This is a genomic window from Serratia sp. LSHTC3 (genome assembly GCF_057197125.1).
In genome coordinates this window covers 518981-535702 of record NZ_JBXUNP010000002.1, presented here as the reverse complement: position 1 = coordinate 535702, position 16722 = coordinate 518981, and the positions used below count along the sequence as shown (strand labels likewise).

At 57.2% G+C, this 16722-nt stretch carries 15 protein-coding genes; 8 read left to right on the top strand and 7 right to left on the bottom strand.

The genetic code is table 11. The annotated features are described in order from the left end of the window. Positions 1-49 precede the first annotated feature (49 nt). Together AC2CGI_RS09690 and yccS are read left to right on the top strand one after the other, a co-directional pair. Positions 50-502 carry a YccF domain-containing protein gene (locus AC2CGI_RS09690; RefSeq protein WP_004928120.1) on the top strand — a complete coding sequence of 151 codons (453 nt, stop codon included), beginning with the start codon at positions 50-52 and terminating at the stop codon, positions 500-502. A gap of 26 nt (positions 503-528) precedes the next feature. Then, positions 529-2664: a YccS family putative transporter gene (gene yccS / locus AC2CGI_RS09685; protein ID WP_015377361.1), complete on the top strand. Its 2136-nt coding sequence runs from the start codon at positions 529-531 to the stop codon at positions 2662-2664. Between the two features lie 4 nt (positions 2665-2668). Here the strand turns inward: yccS and AC2CGI_RS09680 are convergent, their stop codons facing one another. After that, positions 2669-3325 carry a TfoX/Sxy family DNA transformation protein gene (locus AC2CGI_RS09680; RefSeq protein ID WP_049239718.1) on the bottom strand — a complete coding sequence of 219 codons (657 nt, stop codon included), beginning with the start codon at positions 3323-3325 and terminating at the stop codon, positions 2669-2671. A gap of 229 nt (positions 3326-3554) precedes the next feature. On the opposite strand from AC2CGI_RS09680, the gene sulA reads away from it, so the two are divergent. Together sulA and ompA are read left to right on the top strand one after the other, a co-directional pair. Continuing rightward, positions 3555-4061: an SOS-induced cell division inhibitor SulA gene (sulA, locus tag AC2CGI_RS09675; RefSeq protein ID WP_015377359.1), complete on the top strand. Its 507-nt coding sequence runs from the start codon at positions 3555-3557 to the stop codon at positions 4059-4061. A gap of 356 nt (positions 4062-4417) precedes the next feature. Next, on the top strand, positions 4418-5497 hold the full coding sequence (gene ompA / locus AC2CGI_RS09670) for a porin OmpA (protein ID WP_015377358.1): 1080 nt from the start codon (positions 4418-4420) through the stop codon (positions 5495-5497). Between the two features lie 102 nt (positions 5498-5599). Here the strand turns inward: ompA and matP are convergent, their stop codons facing one another. Next, complete coding sequence (gene matP, locus AC2CGI_RS09665) at positions 5600-6058, bottom strand: macrodomain Ter protein MatP (RefSeq protein ID WP_004928138.1); 459 nt, start codon at positions 6056-6058, stop codon at positions 5600-5602. 210 nt (positions 6059-6268) lie between these two features. Between matP and AC2CGI_RS09660 the strand changes: the two genes are divergently transcribed. From AC2CGI_RS09660 to fabF, 4 genes are all read left to right on the top strand, one after another. After that, the gene (locus AC2CGI_RS09660; protein ID WP_031300128.1) at positions 6269-8017 is read left to right on the top strand and encodes an AAA family ATPase; all 1749 of its coding nucleotides are present in this window, start codon (positions 6269-6271) and stop codon (positions 8015-8017) included. Between the two features lie 68 nt (positions 8018-8085). Next, positions 8086-8604, top strand: a complete 519-nt coding sequence (gene fabA, locus AC2CGI_RS09655; protein ID WP_004928144.1) for a bifunctional 3-hydroxydecanoyl-ACP dehydratase/trans-2-decenoyl-ACP isomerase — start codon at positions 8086-8088, stop codon at positions 8602-8604. A 325-nt stretch (positions 8605-8929) separates the two neighbouring features. Then, entirely contained in the window at positions 8930-9457 is a 528-nt protein-coding gene (locus AC2CGI_RS09650; RefSeq protein WP_015377356.1) for a winged helix-turn-helix transcriptional regulator, read from the top strand. After that, positions 9454-10731: a beta-ketoacyl-ACP synthase II gene (gene fabF / locus AC2CGI_RS09645; RefSeq protein ID WP_076740363.1), complete on the top strand. Its 1278-nt coding sequence runs from the start codon at positions 9454-9456 to the stop codon at positions 10729-10731. Before AC2CGI_RS09650 ends, fabF begins: the two co-directional genes overlap by 4 nt. Positions 10732-10794: 63 nt before the next feature. Here fabF and rmf read toward each other — a convergent pair whose 3' ends face one another. The 5 genes from rmf to AC2CGI_RS09620 all read right to left on the bottom strand — a co-directional run bounded on the left by rmf (position 10795) and on the right by AC2CGI_RS09620 (position 16720). Continuing rightward, positions 10795-10965 (bottom strand): ribosome modulation factor, encoded by a 171-nt coding sequence (gene rmf / locus AC2CGI_RS09640; protein WP_004928150.1) that lies wholly within the window; start codon positions 10963-10965, stop codon positions 10795-10797. A 270-nt stretch (positions 10966-11235) separates the two neighbouring features. Next, entirely contained in the window at positions 11236-11796 is a 561-nt protein-coding gene (gene pqiC / locus AC2CGI_RS09635) for a membrane integrity-associated transporter subunit PqiC (protein WP_015377354.1), read from the bottom strand. Next, positions 11793-13439 carry an intermembrane transport protein PqiB gene (gene pqiB / locus AC2CGI_RS09630; RefSeq protein WP_075684389.1) on the bottom strand — a complete coding sequence of 549 codons (1647 nt, stop codon included), beginning with the start codon at positions 13437-13439 and terminating at the stop codon, positions 11793-11795. The genes pqiC and pqiB overlap by 4 nt, the downstream gene beginning before the upstream one ends. Then, complete coding sequence (pqiA, locus tag AC2CGI_RS09625) at positions 13426-14742, bottom strand: membrane integrity-associated transporter subunit PqiA (RefSeq protein ID WP_015377352.1); 1317 nt, start codon at positions 14740-14742, stop codon at positions 13426-13428. Before pqiA ends, pqiB begins: the two co-directional genes overlap by 14 nt. A 73-nt stretch (positions 14743-14815) precedes the next feature. Then, positions 14816-16720: an ABC transporter ATP-binding protein gene (locus AC2CGI_RS09620; RefSeq protein WP_015377351.1), complete on the bottom strand. Its 1905-nt coding sequence runs from the start codon at positions 16718-16720 to the stop codon at positions 14816-14818. Between the last annotated feature and the right edge of the window lie 2 nt (positions 16721-16722).

The following is a 16722-nucleotide window of genomic DNA, read 5'->3' as shown; positions in this document are numbered from 1 at the left end:
GAATACGCCCGCATCGCGGTTTGGCTATCATTAGAGCAGAATGACGTCTATGCGTACTGTACTGAATATTCTTAATTTTGTGTTGGGCGGTTTCTTCACCACGCTAGGCTGGCTCATTGCGACAGTGTTCAGCGTGCTACTGGTCATCACGCTGCCGCTCACTCGCTCCTGCTGGGAAATCACCAAGCTGTCACTGGTGCCGTTCGGCAACGAGGCGATACATGTCGATGAACTGTACCCGGAGAAAAGCAATGCGCTGCTCTCCGCCGGCGGCTCACTGCTCAACATTATCTGGCTGGTGCTGTTCGGCTGGTGGCTGTGCCTGTCGCACATCGCCGCCGGTATCGTGCAATGCGTTTCAATCATCGGCATTCCGGTCGGTATCGCCAATTTCAAAATAGCCGCCATCGCGCTGTGGCCGGTGGGGCGCCGCGTCGTCTCGGTAGAAATGGCTCAGCAAGCGCGTATTGAGAATGCTCGCCGCCACTATCATCAGCGTTAATTTTTTCTCCGTTTGAGGAGTTTTTTGTGCTCTCTTTTGCACCCGCAGTACGTCGTTATACCTACAACAGCAATCTGCTGTACCACCTGCGCATTCTTATTGCGCTGATCGGCACCACCGCCGTTCCCTGGTGGCTGGGCATTCCCAAGCTGACTATCCCGCTGACGCTGGGCGTGGTGGCAGCGGCACTGACCGATTTGGACGACCGCCTGGCCGGCAGGTTACGCAACCTGCTGATCACGTTGGTGTGCTTCTTTGTCGCCTCCGCTTCAATCGAACTGCTGTTTCCCTATCCCTGGTTGTTCGCCCTTGGCTTAACCACCTCAACCTGCGGTTTTATCCTGCTGGGCGCCTTAGGGCAACGTTACGCCACCATCGCCTTCGGCGCGCTGCTGATCGCGGTTTACACCATGCTCGGCACCGCCATGTACGATGCCTGGTATCAGCAACCGCTGCTGCTGGTGATCGGCGCGCTGTGGTATAACCTGCTGACGCTGGCGGGCCACCTGCTGTTCCCTATCCGGCCGCTGCAAGAGAACCTGGCACGCTGCTACGAGCAGCTGGCCAACTATCTGGATGCCAAGGCCAACCTGTTCGATCCCGACGCCGAACGCGACGCCGACCTGCCATGGATGGATGTCGCGATGGCCAACAGCGCGTTGGTCGCGTTGCTGAACCAGACCAAAGCCTCGCTGCTGACGCGCCTGAAAGGCGATCGCGGCCAACGCGGCACCCGCCGCACCTTGCACTACTATTTTGTCGCGCAGGATATCCACGAACGCGCCAGCTCTTCCCATGTTCAGTACCACGCGCTCAGCCGGCAATTCCGTCACAGCGATATTTTATTCCGCTTCCAGCGTTTGCTGAGCATGCAGGCGCGCGCCTGCCGCCAGCTGGCACAATCGATCCTGCTGCGGCAAAAATACCAACACAACCCGCGTTTTGAGCCAGCCTTCAGCCGCATTCAGGAGGCCTTGGCACGCATAACCGAAACCCAGGGCAATTCAGAGCAAACCAAAGCGCTGGCGCACCTGCTGAAAAACCTGCATGCGATCGATGCGCAGCTGGCCAATATCGAGTCAGAGCAGACGCTGGCCAGCGGGCAGGCGGAAGAGAACAGCCTGGCCGACGATCGCTTAACCGGCTGGAGCGACATCCGACTGCGCATCAGCCGCCATTTGACGCCGCAGTCGGCCCTGTTCCGCCATGCGATCCGCATGTCGGTAGTGCTGTGCGTGGGTTACGCCTTCATCCAGTTCACCGGCATGCAACACGGTTACTGGATCCTGTTGACCAGCCTGTTCGTCTGCCAACCGAACTACAACGCAACCCGCCGGCGCCTGGCGCTGCGCATCATCGGCACTCTGGCCGGTATCCTGATCGGCCTGCCAATCCTCTATTTCGTGCCTTCCGTGGAAGGACAACTGGTGTTGATCGTCATCACCGGTGTCCTGTTCTTCGCTTTTCGCACCGTGCAGTATGCCCATGCAACGATGTTCATTACGCTGCTTGTGTTGCTGTGCTTTAACCTGTTGGGTGAAGGTTTCGAAGTAGCAGCCCCGCGCGTTTACGATACCTTGTTGGGTTGCGCCATCGCCTGGGCGGCGGTCAGCTTTATCTGGCCGGACTGGAAGTTCCGCCAACTGCCGGCGATAGTGGATAAAACGCTGAATGCCAACTGTCGCTATCTGGACGCCATTCTGGTGCAATATCATCAGGGTAAGGATAACGGGCTCGCTTACCGCATCGCGCGGCGAGATGCCCACAACAGCGATGCTGAACTGGCTTCGGTCATCTCCAACATGTCCGCCGATCCCAAGGCCGACAAGGCGTTGCAAGAAGCCGCCTTCCGTCTGCTCTGCCTGAACCACACTCTCCTGAGTTATATCTCGGCGTTGGGGGCGCACCGCGAGCGGTTGAATACCCCTGCCACACTCGATCTGCTCAATGATGCCGTGTGTTACGTGGACGGCGCCTTACATCAAGAAGAACGGAACAGCCAGCGCATTGCGCAAGCGCTGGAACAGCTGGCGGAGCGCATTCGCACAGCCGTTCCGGAACCTGAAAGCAAAGAACAGTTGGTTTTGCAGCAGGTGGGGCTAATGCTCGAGCTGCTGCCGGAACTCACCGCACTCCATACCCAAATCAATAAGGCAACCTAATTATTCAGGGCCCGCTCGATGGGCCCTGAACTACTGGCTCATGCCCATGGCGGCGCATAGCCATCGTATGATCGAACCAGCGCACCAGTTCGTTGCGCAATTCGGTCGGCAATGCCGCCTGATGATAGCCGGCTATCGCGCCGCCCAGCGACAGCAGCACGCGCAACCCCAGATTGGTCTGCTGTTGCAGCAGGCGAAGATAGCTACGTTTGGCGCCATGCAGCCGCAGGTCATAGGCATTGCGAATACCCGCTCGCCATAGCAAGCGCTCCATGTTGACATCTATATTTGGCAACGCCTTCAATCTGCCGTGATCGCCGGCCTTGAGCCGCTGCTCTCGGCGCGCTTCCCTGATGGCCTGCCAGGCCAACCCTACCAGCTCGTTGCGTTCCCGCCACAGCGACTCGTCAACCCAGTAATAGCGCAAGGTGATGGGCACACCGCGCTTGGAATAGACCATATTGACCATGCCCCGGGCGCGAAAGGCCGGTTCCATGCTCGCCGTAGCCCGCAAGTACAATTCCCCTTCCGCTACCACCGCAAACATTATCCCTTCAGCCAGCAGCCCATAGCCGCCAAACTGTGATCGTGTTGTGATGGCGCCCAGCGCCGCAAAGCAATTTTTAGCCTGCGCGATCCTTCTCGTCGACATCCTTTTCATAGCGTTCCTCCTTTTTAGGTTCTGGCCGTATTATTTCTCTCATCAATGAAAAAAGTAACGTGAACAACTAATTAGAAAAATACGCACTATCCGCCCGCCTGCCAATCACAAAAACCGCCAGTACAAAAAATGATCGCAATTATGCGAGCCGCTACGAAAATTTGGGTTGATCTTATCCTAAATCAGGGATACTGTATAAACATACAGTAACACGACGGGCGGGAACTTTATGCGTACTCAATCACTCTACCAACCTCATTTCGGCCATGGCTCTTATACAACGCGCAATGTTGCGAAGAACACGGATATCGGCAAAGAGAATGGCTTGATCAGTGAACTTGTTTACAACGAGCGCCAGCCCGCAGTGGCTCAATTACTGTTGCCCCTGCTGCTGCAATTGGGCAAGCAGTCTCGCTGGCTTCTGTGGCTGACGCCGCAGCAAAAATTAAGCAAGCAATGGCTGCAGCAATCCGGTCTGCCTGTAGATAAAATGGTGCAACTGAGCCAGATCAGCCCGGTGAATACGGTCGAGGCGATGGAAAAAGCGCTGCAAACGGGAAATTACAGCGTGGTTCTCGGCTGGTTGCCCGAGCTAACGGAGGAGGATCGTCTAAAATTAAGACGTGCGGCAGAATTGGGTAATGCCTATGGGTTTATCATGCGCCCTCAACGTGACATTAGCCCGACTCACGGACACTGTTCTACCCTAAAAATTCACTCTTCTTTGTATCATTAAGTAAATTTAGGATTTTTCCCATCATTTTCGCACCCCCTAAGCGGAACCTTTGTGGGGGAAGGCAAAAAGCGAGTCCGGCTGCGGTTTGGCAGGCAAAAACGCTCGATGAATCGCCGCTTTTTTAGGCTAAGAATGTTAGCAAATATGTACGATTCCGCGTTTTTTTTTAGAGCCTTATCACATCACACTTGTAACTTTCGCGCCACGTTGTAGACTTTACATCGCCAAGGTTGCTCTATAACGTCAGAAAAACTGGCGAGTAACAAACGAGGGCTTAAACCTTGGCGAAGGAATTTAACCAAGGGCTTAAACAGCTTTAAAGCTCATTGCCTATTTGGATGATAACGAGGCGCAAAATGAAAAAGACAGCTATCGCATTAGCAGTGGCACTGGCAGGTTTCGCTACCGTAGCGCAAGCCGCTCCAAAAGATAACACCTGGTACACCGGTGCTAAACTGGGCTGGTCCCAGTACCACGACACTGGTTTCTACGGTAACGGTTACCAGAACGGTATCGGCAACGGCCCAACCCACAAAGATCAGCTGGGTGCCGGCGCGTTCCTGGGCTACCAGGCAAACCAATACCTGGGCTTCGAGCTGGGCTATGACTGGCTCGGCCGCATGCCTTACAAAGGCAGCGTGAACAACGGTGCTTTCAAAGCGCAGGGCGTTCAACTGGCCGCTAAACTGAGCTACCCAATTGCTGACGATCTGGACATCTACACTCGTCTGGGTGGTATGGTATGGCGTGCAGACTCCAAAGCTAACTACGGCCGTACTGGTCAGCGTCTGAGCGACCACGACACCGGCGTTTCTCCGCTGGCTGCTGTTGGTGTTGAATACGCACTGACCAAAAACTGGGCTACCCGCCTGGATTACCAGTTCGTAAGCAACATCGGTGACGCAGGTACCGTTGGCGCACGTCCAGACAACACCATGCTGAGCCTGGGCGTTTCTTACCGCTTCGGTCAGGATGACGTAGTTGCTCCAGCACCAGCTCCGGCTCCAGCTCCAGTTGTTGAAACCAAGCGTTTCACTCTGAAGTCTGACGTGCTGTTCAACTTCAACAAATCTACTCTGAAAGCAGAAGGGCAGCAGGCTCTGGATCAGCTGTACACCCAGCTGAGCTCCATGGATCCTAAAGACGGCTCCGTAGTTGTTCTGGGTTACACCGACGCCGTTGGTTCTGACCAGTACAACCAGAAACTGTCTGAACAACGCGCACAGAGCGTTGTTGACTACCTGGTCTCCAAAGGTATCCCGTCAGACAAAATCTCTGCACGTGGTATGGGTGAAGCAGATGCAGTTACAGGCAACACCTGTGGCTACAAATCTGGCCGCGCTACCAAAGCTCAGATCGCTTGCCTGGCACCAGATCGTCGCGTAGAGATCGAAGTTAAAGGTATCAAAGACGTTGTAACTCAGCCTCAGGGCTAAGTTTACTCGCCTAATAAAAAACCCCGCCAATGCGGGGTTTTTTTTCGTCCTCTTGTTGCCAGAACATTCAATGCCTGGCGCCATAGGGGCGTTCTCACGCGCTTACTTGGGATCTTTGCCAAGAATCGCCTTCAAGTCTTCTTTCAACGACGACATCTGGTTCGCATACTTTTCTTTGCGTTCAGCGTCTTCGATAAGCTGCACGACGGTTTCCGACAGCGTAACGCCACGGCGGCGCGCCAGGGCAGCCAATCGTTGCCAAACCAAAAACTCCAGATCGATAGATTTTTTACGCGTATGCTGATGTTCTGCGTTAAAATGACGTTTGCGGCGGGCGCGGATCGTTTGTTTCATCCGGTTATCCAGTTCCGGATTCATATGAGCGGCAATCCATGCAAGTACCTTTACCGGCTCATTTTCCAGCTTCAGCAGCTCGTTAACCGCCTCCTGAGCAGCGCTGTTTTCAATGTAGCGGGTAATGAGTTCCCCTTCCCGATGCTTTTTCACCAGGTACTTCCATTTCCAACCGCTCTCCAGATTTTCCAGTTGCTGATATTTCATCTTGAGCTCTTCAGTGACCGCGTAACTTCAAATAAGCATAACAGCTTTGCGCCGAATTTCCCCGGCAATTAAACCGTCTTTTAGACTGTTTTTTGCACAGTCACCGCGCGATGTCAAACTCCCTGATGCCAACTGGCACTCCACATGTATCAAGCCGCCGTTATTCTTGTATAATCGCCCTTTCCCTTTTTAACGATTGCATCTAACACTTTGACCAATAACCGACTTGAATGGCAATCTTTATTGCCGGACGTAACGCCTTATCAGGCGATATTTGATACCGCCGCTCAGTTGGCACCCGTGCCCTTTTCCGCCATTCAGCCTCGGCTGGAAAATGCCCTGACGCTATTTTGCCACCCCCAATCGCCACCGCGTTTCATGCTGTTGAAAGCGCAAGAAACGCGAGAGTATCTGGAACTGATCGCTCACGCCGTCAAACCACTGCTGCCGAAAAATACGGCATGCCGCGGCAGCCACTATGTCATTCAGGATGGCAAGGTCAGCGTCGAGCCAGCCAGCCGTGGCGATGAACCTTTTGCCGCCGGCGGCGCTTGTCTGTTCCAGGAGTGGATTGAACCGGAACAGCTGTTTGGCTGCGTACGGATCCACAATGGCGACATTACCCTGCAGCCGGGTCTGGTGCACCAGGCCAACGGCGGCATTCTGATTCTGTCGGCGCGGGCGCTGCTTGCTCAGCCGTTGCTGTGGCTGCGGCTGAAGCAAATGATCGGCCAGCGCCAGTTCCACTGGGTTTCGCCAGACGAAACCCGCCCGCTGCCGGTAGCCATTCCACCGATGCCGCTGGATCTGCGGCTGATTGTAGTCGGCGATCGTCACGGCCTGGCCGATTTTCACGATATCGAGCCGGAACTGAGTGAACAAGCGATCTACGGTGAATTCGAAGACGATCTGCAGCTGACTGAAGTTGATGATATGACGCAGTGGTGCGGTTACGTCAACGGCGTGATTGCCGACCAGCAATTGCCGATGCTGGCGAACGACGCCTGGCCGCCGCTGATCGTCCAGGCTGTGCGTTACAGTGGCGATCAGGGCATTCTGCCACTCTCGCCGGTTTGGCTTGGCCAGCAGCTATCCGAAGCCGCACTGTATGCCGAAGAAGATCGCATTACGGCCAAAGCGTTCGAGGCGGCGTTAAATGCCCGAGAATGGCGCGAAAGCTATCTGGCCGAGCGTATGCAGGATGAGATTGAGTTGGGCCAGATCCTGATTGAGACCGAGGGTGAAGTGGTCGGACAGATCAACGGTCTGTCTGTCCTGGATTATCCCGGTCATCCACGCAGCTTTGGCGAACCGTCACGGATCAGTTGCGTTGTGCATCTCGGCGACGGCGAGTTCACCGACGTCGAGCGCAAAGCCGAACTGGGCGGCAACCTGCACGCTAAAGGCATGATGATCATGCAGGCGTTTCTGATCGCCGAACTGGATCTTGATCAGCAGCTGCCCTTCTCCGCTTCCATCGTCTTTGAGCAATCTTATGGTGAAGTGGACGGTGACAGCGCCTCGCTGGCTGAGCTATGCGCATTGGTCAGCGCCCTGTCACAGCAACCGATCACCCAGCAGATCGCCGTCACTGGCTCCGTCGACCAATTCGGCAACGTACAGCCGATAGGTGGCGTTAACGAAAAGATCGAAGGTTTCTTCGAGGTTTGTGTACGCCGCGGCCTGACGGGCAAACAGGGTGTCGTATTGCCCGTGACCAACGTGCGCCATCTGTGTCTGCGTCAAGATATCGTCGACGCGGTGCGCGAGGGGCAGTTCCATCTGTGGGCGGTAGAGAGCGCGGCGGAAGCCTTGCCTTTGCTCACAGGTTGCCTCTACTCTGACGAACAACAGCCGAATTTGTTGGCGGCCATTCAGGAACGGATTGCGCAGGTGAGCCTGCAGGAACGCCGTCGTCCTTGGCCGCTGCGCTGGCTCAACTGGTTCAACCACGGCTGATCGGACTTGTTCAGCGTACACGTGTTAGCTAACCTGCGTCCTTCATTAAAATAAGGCTTACTGAGAACATGGTAGATAAACGCGATTCCTATACGAAAGAAGACCTCGAAGCATCCGGCCGTGGCGAGCTGTTCGGCGCCGGTGGCCCACCGTTGCCGGCAGGTAACATGTTGATGATGGACCGCGTGGTCAAGATGACCGAAGACGGCGGGACTCACAACAAAGGTTATGTGGAAGCGGAGCTGGATATTAATCCGGACCTATGGTTCTTCGGTTGCCACTTTATCGGCGATCCGGTCATGCCAGGCTGTCTGGGCCTGGATGCGATGTGGCAGTTGGTTGGTTTCTACCTCGGTTGGCTGGGTGGCGAAGGCAAAGGCCGCGCGCTGGGCGTTGGTGAAGTCAAGTTTACCGGCCAGGTGCTGCCAACCGCGAAAAAAGTGACCTACCGTATTAACTTCAAACGCGTCATCACCCGTAAGCTGATCATGGGCGTCGCCGATGGCGAAGTGCTGGTTGACGGCGAAGTGATCTATACCGCCACCGATCTGAAAGTGGGTCTGTTCAAGGATACCACAGCGTTCTAATCACGCAGACGAGAGGGCGGCCATCGTCTTCTTTGCTAATGCTCTTCGCATGCCATCACGCCCAGCGTGATGGCATTTCTTTCTCTTACCGTTTAAAGACTGCCTACCTCCTTTAATCGCCCGTTACCGAACCGACTTATCCCTCCTGTCTCTACCCTTTTCCTGCCCGAAACGGTCAAAGCCACAGGCCAGTTTGAGCGCCCCCCTCCCACAGCCAGCTATCGACACGATAGCGTTTTTTGCATCCGGTTATTTTCTTGCCCCTTAAAATCACCTAGTATAGCCACCCATGTAACTACAATAAATGTACCAACTAAGGGCCGATATGCAAAAAACCCGCTTTAGCGATGCACCTTGCCCCGTCGCACGTTCATTAGATCGTGTCGGAGAATGGTGGAGCATTCTGATCCTGCGTGATGCCTTTCAGGGGTTATCCAAATTCGACGAATTCCAACAAAGTCTGGGGATGTCACCGACTCTCCTGGCCCGGCGACTGAAGGATTTGGTAGCCCACGGCATTCTGCATAAGCAACGTTATCAAACGCGGCCGGTTCGCTATCAGTATCTGCTCACCGAACGCGGCAACGATTTTCTCCCCGTGCTGGCAGCTCTTTCAGAATGGGGCAATCGCCATTTGATCAATGGTGACATCAGCGCCTTGTTAGTCGACGGCCGCACCGATCGGCCGATCCAGGTCCAATTGGTCAATGTCGATACCCAACAGCAGGTGCCGCCGCAGTTTATTACGTTGGCACCAGGGCCTGCGGCAAATGAAGGCATACATCAACGCGCCGCACTGATGCGGCAACGGCGCCTCGCCGATTTACCCGAATTTACCAAGGAGCCATCATGAGCAATCGTCGTATCGTCATTACCGGCATGGGCGCCGTTTCACCGCTAGGGTGCGGTGTTGAAGCCATCTGGCAACGTTTGTTAAAAGGAGAGTCCGGCATTCGAGCGTTGCCTGACGAGATCGTTGCAGATTTACCGGTCAAGGTCGGAGGTCAGGTTCCGGCGCTGGCGCAGGATGCTGAAGCGGGCTTCAACCCCGACGCCTCCGTCGCCCCCAAGGACCAAAAGAAAATGGATCGCTTTATCCTGTTTGCCATGGCGGCGGCGGATGAAGCCGTTCGTCAGGCCGGCTGGATAGCCGATACGGACGAAAAACAAGAGCGCACCGCCACCGTCATCGCCTCGGGCATTGGCGGCTTCCCGGCGATTGCCCAGGCGGTGCGCACCACCGACAGCCGCGGCGCCAAGCGGCTGTCGCCGTTCACCATCCCCTCATTCCTGGTCAATCTGGCGGCCGGCCACGTTTCAATCAAACACCACTTCAAGGGACCGATTGGCGCGCCGGTCACCGCCTGTGCCGCCGGCGTGCAAGCCATTGGCGACGCAGTGCGTATGATCCGCAATGATGAAGCCGATATCGCCCTGTGCGGCGGCACCGAAGCCGCTATAGATACCGTCAGCCTGGGCGGGTTCGCCGCCGCGCGCGCCATGTCCACCGCTCCGACCGAGTTGGCAAGGCAGGCTTCCCGGCCTTTCGACAGTGCCCGGGACGGATTTGTCATGGGGGAAGGTGCCGGCATGCTGGTGATTGAAACGCTGGAACACGCGCTGGCGCGCGGCGCCACACCGCTCGCGGAAATCGTCGGTTATGGCACCAGCGCCGACGCCTACCACATGACCTCCGGTGCCGAAGACGGCAACGGTGCTTATCGGGCGATGAAAATCGCGTTGAGGCAGGCGAACATCGCCCCAGAAGAGGTTCAGCATTTAAACGCACACGCGACGTCGACACCCGTAGGGGATCTGGGCGAAATCAATGCCATCAAACACCTGTTTGGCACGACAGGAAGCGTCGCGGTAACCTCGACAAAATCCGCCACCGGGCACCTGCTCGGCGCCGCCGGGGGGCTGGAAACCATCTTTACCGCCTTGGCGCTGCGCGATCAGATCGCCCCCGCGACGCTGAATCTGGACAATCCCGATCCGGCGGCGGCAGGTTTACACCTGGTCGCGAAACGGGCTAAATCGATGAACATAACCTACGCCTTATCGAACGGCTTCGGCTTTGGCGGCGTGAATGCGAGTATTCTACTGAAACGCTGGCAGGACGAGTAAACGGCACAAACAAAAACCTCCGCCAAGGGCGGAGGTTATTCCTTTTATTTGACAGGGAGCCGCTTAAGCGGTCACAGCCCTGTCTTCCATGGCTTCTCGCCAACCTCCCAGCCATTGAGACCGGGCGTCCACCGATGATTGGTAGGGACAATGTTCCCTGGAACGCCCTAAAATACCTGCCTGATACCCTCTCGAATGCGCCCTTTCCAGACGATCGCGTTTCTGTCTCTTCATGCCTCGTTTCCCTCATTTTGGTCTGGTGGAAAGAAAACAATGGCTGCTTTTTGCGCAGCCACGAGTAATCAATAGCGCTAAAAGAAGAGAAGATCAATGCGCAAAATTCACGCCAATGTCATATTTGTGAGCTACGCCCGAGGAAAGTGCTAAGTGGCTGATCTGCTGGGAAAGGGGTTAACTGTTTGAAATGAAATAGAAATCCCTGCCAGCGAGAAAAAACGGATTTTCACGCCGACAGGGATTAGACGATTTTAGACCAAATTATGACTAAATGCCGCCCATCTGTGCTGCGATAGCCTGGGCTTCCTGCTGCCACCCCTGCGCCAGAGTGCGCACCAGGGCATCATAGCCGTCTTCACCCTGTTTCAGCTCCAGGTTGAAAGGCCTTTTGATCAAACGCCCCTGGCGGTTCAGCACCCACTCGCCGCGAATGATCGCTTTCCCGTCAAAGCGACCGTGAAAGCCGCTAATGGTCACGTTCAGCACATCCTGATCGCTGCTCATCGGCTGCGAAGAGACCACCCACCCCGGCAGCGCGCTGCTCAGGTTGGTGACCAGCGTTTGCTGCAACTGCTGGTCGAGCGGGCTGGCCCACAGGTTGTTCTGGGCTATCACATACTGTACGTCGTTGGTCTGATACACCACGCCGCTCTGCGCCAGATAATCCGCCACGCTCACGTGTTCCAGCCACAGCTGGCGCGTGGAAGCGCCGCTGCTGCTGGCCGCAGCAGGCGCACCCAGCGCCGGCAACTGATAGTAAGTCTTTTGTGGTGAACTGCTGCAGGCGCTGAGCAACAGCGCCAGGGCTACCGGGATCCATTTCATCATTTCGTGGCCTTCTTCGGCTGAGGGTCATTGCTGCCGGCGGCTTCAAACACCAGCGCGTTGCTCTTCTCATTCAGGGTGCGCAGCACCGGTTGCAGCTCACGCAACACCTGGTCGAGGCGCTGCATATCGCCCACCATCTTGTTGTAAGCCGGTGAACCAGGCTGGAACCCTTTCATGCTGCGGTTCAGTTCCAACAGCGTTTTCTGCATGTCCTGCGGCAGCGCCTGCATCTCTTTGCTGGCGATGATGTCGTTCAGCGACTTCATGGTCTGCTGCGTCGACTTCATGGTTTTCTGACTCTCCGCCAGCGTCTTGGTCGCTTCGTTGATCATCGGATTGATCGGCATTGAGTTGATCTTATCCAGCGTCTGCATCAGTTTCTGCTGGATCTGCGCCAGACCGCCGCTGGTGGTCGGCATCAGCGGATAACCGAACAGCTCGCGCGGCCCTTTCCACGGTTTTTCCTGCGGATAGAAGTCGAGATCGATGTACAGCGAACCGGTCAGCAGGTTGGCGGACTTCATCGAGGCGCGCATGCCGCGAGATTCCGCATCTTTCAGGTGCCCTTCAATATCGAAGTTGCCGCCCAGCTGTTTCTGGAAGCGATCCGGCTCGATGCGGATCAGCACTGGAATGCGGTAATCGTTATCCAGACGCTGCGCCATGCCGTCTTTATAGAACGGCACCTGCGCCACCGTACCCAGACGGATGCCGCGGAACTCGACCGGCGCGCCCGGCTGCAGGCCGCGTACCGAGTCGGAGAAGAACAGCAGGTAATCCTTATGCACGGTATACAGCGAATCCTGCGTGCTGCGCTGGTTGTCGAACAGCTGATATTCCGCCTTCTCTTTCGCCTGATCGCCGCGATCCCAGCCGTCCGGCACGTCAAAACTGACCCCGCCGCTGAACAGCGTGGTCAACGAGCCCATCTCCACCCGCATGCCCTGCGCCGACATATCGAACGCCACGCCGCTGTCTTTCCAGAAGCGCACGTTGGTGGTGACCAACTGATCGTAAGGCGCGGTGATGAACAGCTGATAGCGCATGGCGCGTTCTTTAGGATCGAAGTAGCTGGTTTCCACCGACCCGACGCGATAACCGCGGAACAGCACCGGATCGCCGGCGTTAAGCTGGCCTGATTTCTCGCTGTCCAGCACGATGCGCAACCCTTTGGCATCTGGGGAAGCCAGCGGCGGCGCATCGAGCAGCTGATAGTTGTCTTTGCCGTCTTTGCCTTTGTTGCCCGGCTGCAGTTCGATATAGGCGCCGGAGAGCAGCGTGCCCAGCCCGGAGACGCCTTCACGGCCGATCTGCGGCTTCACCACCCAGAAGGCGGAATCCTGGCGCAGCAATTTCTCCATGCCGGAATTGAGACGCGCCTGCACCATCACCTTGCTCAGGTCATCGCTCAGCGTGACGGTTTCCACCACCCCGACGTCAACGCTGCGGCTTTTGATTTTGGTTTTACCCGCTTCCAGCCCTTCCGCCGTCGTGGTCACCAGCGTCACCACCGGCCCCTGATGGCTGAAGTGGTAAAACAGGATCCAGGCGCCGATCAGCGCGGTCACGATGGGAATGATCCACACCGGCGACCAGCGTTTGATCTTCTCAACGTCTGCGACGCTATGATTATTTTCCGTCACCTTGCGGCTCCTTGTTGATTGTTTCACTTGCGCGATCCCAGGTCAGCCGGGGATCAAATGTCATGGCGGCGAACATGGTGAGGATCACCACCAGCGCGAACAGCACGGCGCCCGTCGCGGGATAAATGCTCATCAACTGCCCCATTCGCACCAACGCCGACAACACGGCGATCACAAACACGTCGATCATTGACCAACGGCCAACGAATTCGACCACTTCATAAATCAGATGCATACGCTCGCTGTCGGCGCGCGGTTTCTTCCTGCCGTTCGCATCCCAGCACAGCCAGCCGATCGCCAACATTTTCAGCGACGGCACCATGATACTGGCGATGAAAATCACCATCGCCACCGGATAAGAGCCGTCCCCCCACAGCAGGATCACCCCCGCCATGATGGTGGAGTTCATCTTGTTGCCCAGCGCCTCGGTCACCATGATCGGCATCAGGTTGGCCGGAATATACAGCATGACAGAGGTCACCAGCAGCGCCAGCGTCCACTGCAGGCTGTGACGACGCCGCACGTAGCCCTTGGTGTGACAGCGCGGACAGCGCACCTGATCGGCCGGCAGGATCGCCGTGCAGCACGCGCAGGAGCGCACGCCCTGGCGCATGCCGGTGCGCCCCACCGTCAGCGGGCGATGCAGTCGCGGCGCCGGTTCGATATCCTGCCACAGCCAGCGCCGATCCACGCACTGGAAGGCGCGCACCTGCAGCAGGCAGAACAGGCAGTAAGGCACGAAGCTACTGCCGATGCCGATATCGCCGTAGGCCATCAGCTTGACGAAGCTGACCAGCACCCCGGCAAGGAAAATTTCCACCATGCACCAGGTCTTGAACTGGAACAGCACCCGAGCCATCCACTCTTTGAGCCCCAGCGGCAAGCGCACTCTGGCGCACAGCAGGATAATCGCCACCATGCAAAACGCCGGGATCAGCTGCACGAACACCATAAACAAGGTGGCCATGCTGGCGTAGTCTTCCGCCACCATCACTTCCGGGATTTGGATCAGCCGGATTTCGTTGCCGAGGCCGGCGACGCGCATGTTGATAAACGGGAAAATGTTGGCCAGCACCAGCATGAACAAGGCGCTGAGCGCGTAACCGATCGGCCGCTTGCGCGGCTCGTCCCAGCGGGCGCTGAGCGTGGTTTTGCAGCGCGGGCATACCGCTTTGCTGCCATAGGCCAGCGGCGGCAGCGCCACCAGCATGTCGCACTGCGGACACAGCATCAGGTTATCCTGCTGCGCCGCCGAGGGTGCGGAATGACTATGCTGCTGATGATTGTTGTGGGAACACACCATATTCCTCCTAAATAACGTCGCTCACCGGCACGTCGATGCCGCCCGCAGCAGCGCGCGGGCGGCATCGCAACGGTCAGCCGTTTTTCATCGCTTCCAGCTCTTCCCAACGGGCGAAAGCCTGTTCCAGCGCTTGCTCGGCATCAGCCAGCGCCGTCAGCACTTCTTGCGTTTCGCTATGCGGCCGCGTGAAAAAGTCGGCGTCGCTCATCTGCGCCTGCAGCGCTTCGATTTCCGCTTCCAGCTGTTCGAGCCGCTGCGGCAACTGTTCCAGCTCACGCAGCAGGTTGTAACTCAGCTTGGCCGCCGTTTTCTTCGGCTGTTCGGCCTTTTTCTCCGCCGCCGGTTTGCTCGCGCTCGGCGCCGCCTGACGAATCGGTTTCGCCGTCGCGCGCTGATGATGCGCATCGTAGTAACCGCCGACGAAGGCATTGATCACGCCGTTGCCTTCGAAGATCCAGCACTCGGTCACCGAGTTGTCAACGAACTGACGATCGTGGCTGACCAGCAGCACGGTGCCCTGATAGCCGTCGATCAGCTCTTCCAGCAGCTCCAGCGTTTCGACGTCGAGATCGTTGGTTGGTTCATCGAGGATCAACAGATTGCTCGGTTTCAGAAACAGCTTAGCCAACAGCAAGCGGTTACGCTCACCGCCCGACAGCGCCTTCACCGGCGTCATCGCGCGTTTCGGGTGGAACAGGAAGTCCTGCAGATAGCCCAATACGTGGCGAGGACGGCCGTTGACCATCACTTCCTGCTTGCCTTCCGCCAGGTTGTCCATCACCGTGCGCTCAGGATCGAGATCGGCGCGGTGCTGGTCGAAATAGGCCACTTCCAGCTTGGTGCCGCAGTGCACGCGGCCGCTGTCGGCTTTCAGCTGACCGAGCATCAGTTTCAGCAGCGTAGTTTTGCCGCAGCCGTTCGGCCCCACCAGCGCAATCTTGTCGCCGCGCTGCACCTGGGCGGAGAAACCGCGCACCAGCACCTTTTCGCCAACCTGATAATTGACGTCTTCCAGCTCGAACACGATTTTGCCAGAGCGGGTCGCCTCTTCCACCTGCATTTTGGCGGTGCCCATCACTTCGCGGCGCTGCGAGCGCTCGACGCGCAGCGCCTTCAGCGCGCGCACGCGGCCTTCATTGCGGGTGCGGCGCGCCTTGATGCCCTGACGGATCCAGACCTCTTCCTGCGCCAGCTTGCGGTCGAACTCGGCGTTTTGCAGCTCTTCCACCCGCAGCGCTTCTTCTTTGCTCTGCAGATAGAGATCGTAGTTGCCCGGCCAGGAAACCAGCTTGCCGCGATCCAGATCGACGATGCGCGTCGCCATGTTGCGGATAAACGAACGGTCGTGCGAGATGAAGACGATGCTGCCGTCGAACTCTTTCAGGAAACCTTCCAGCCAGTCGATGGTTTCGATATCCAGGTGGTTGGTCGGTTCGTCGAGCAACAACACGCGCGGCGAGCTCACCAGCGCGCGGCCCAGCGCCGCTTTACGCAGCCAGCCGCCGGACAGTGAGGAAAGCTCGGCGTCGCCGTTCAGCCCCAGCTGCAGCAGCACTTCGCTGATGCGGCTGTCGAGCTGCCACAGCCCCTGGTGATCGAGGATCTCCATGATTTGCGCCATGCGCGCCAGGTTTTTCTCGCTCGGATCGCTTTCCACCAGGTGGGAGATCGCGTGATAGGCCTTCAGGTGTTCTGCCTGCTCCGCAACGCCTTCCGCCACGAAGTCGAACACGCTGCCGCCGATATTGCGCGGCGGATCCTGTTGCAGACGCGCCACGATCAGATCCTGTTCGTAGATCACCCGGCCGTCGTCCAGCGGGATCTCTTTGCCGAGGATCTTCAGCAGCGTGGATTTGCCGGCGCCGTTGCGCCCGACCAGACACACGCGCTCGTTGTCTTCAATATGAATTTCGGTGTTGTCTAACAGTGGCGCATCGCTGAAAGAGAGCCAGGCGCCGGACATGCTGATTAACGACATAG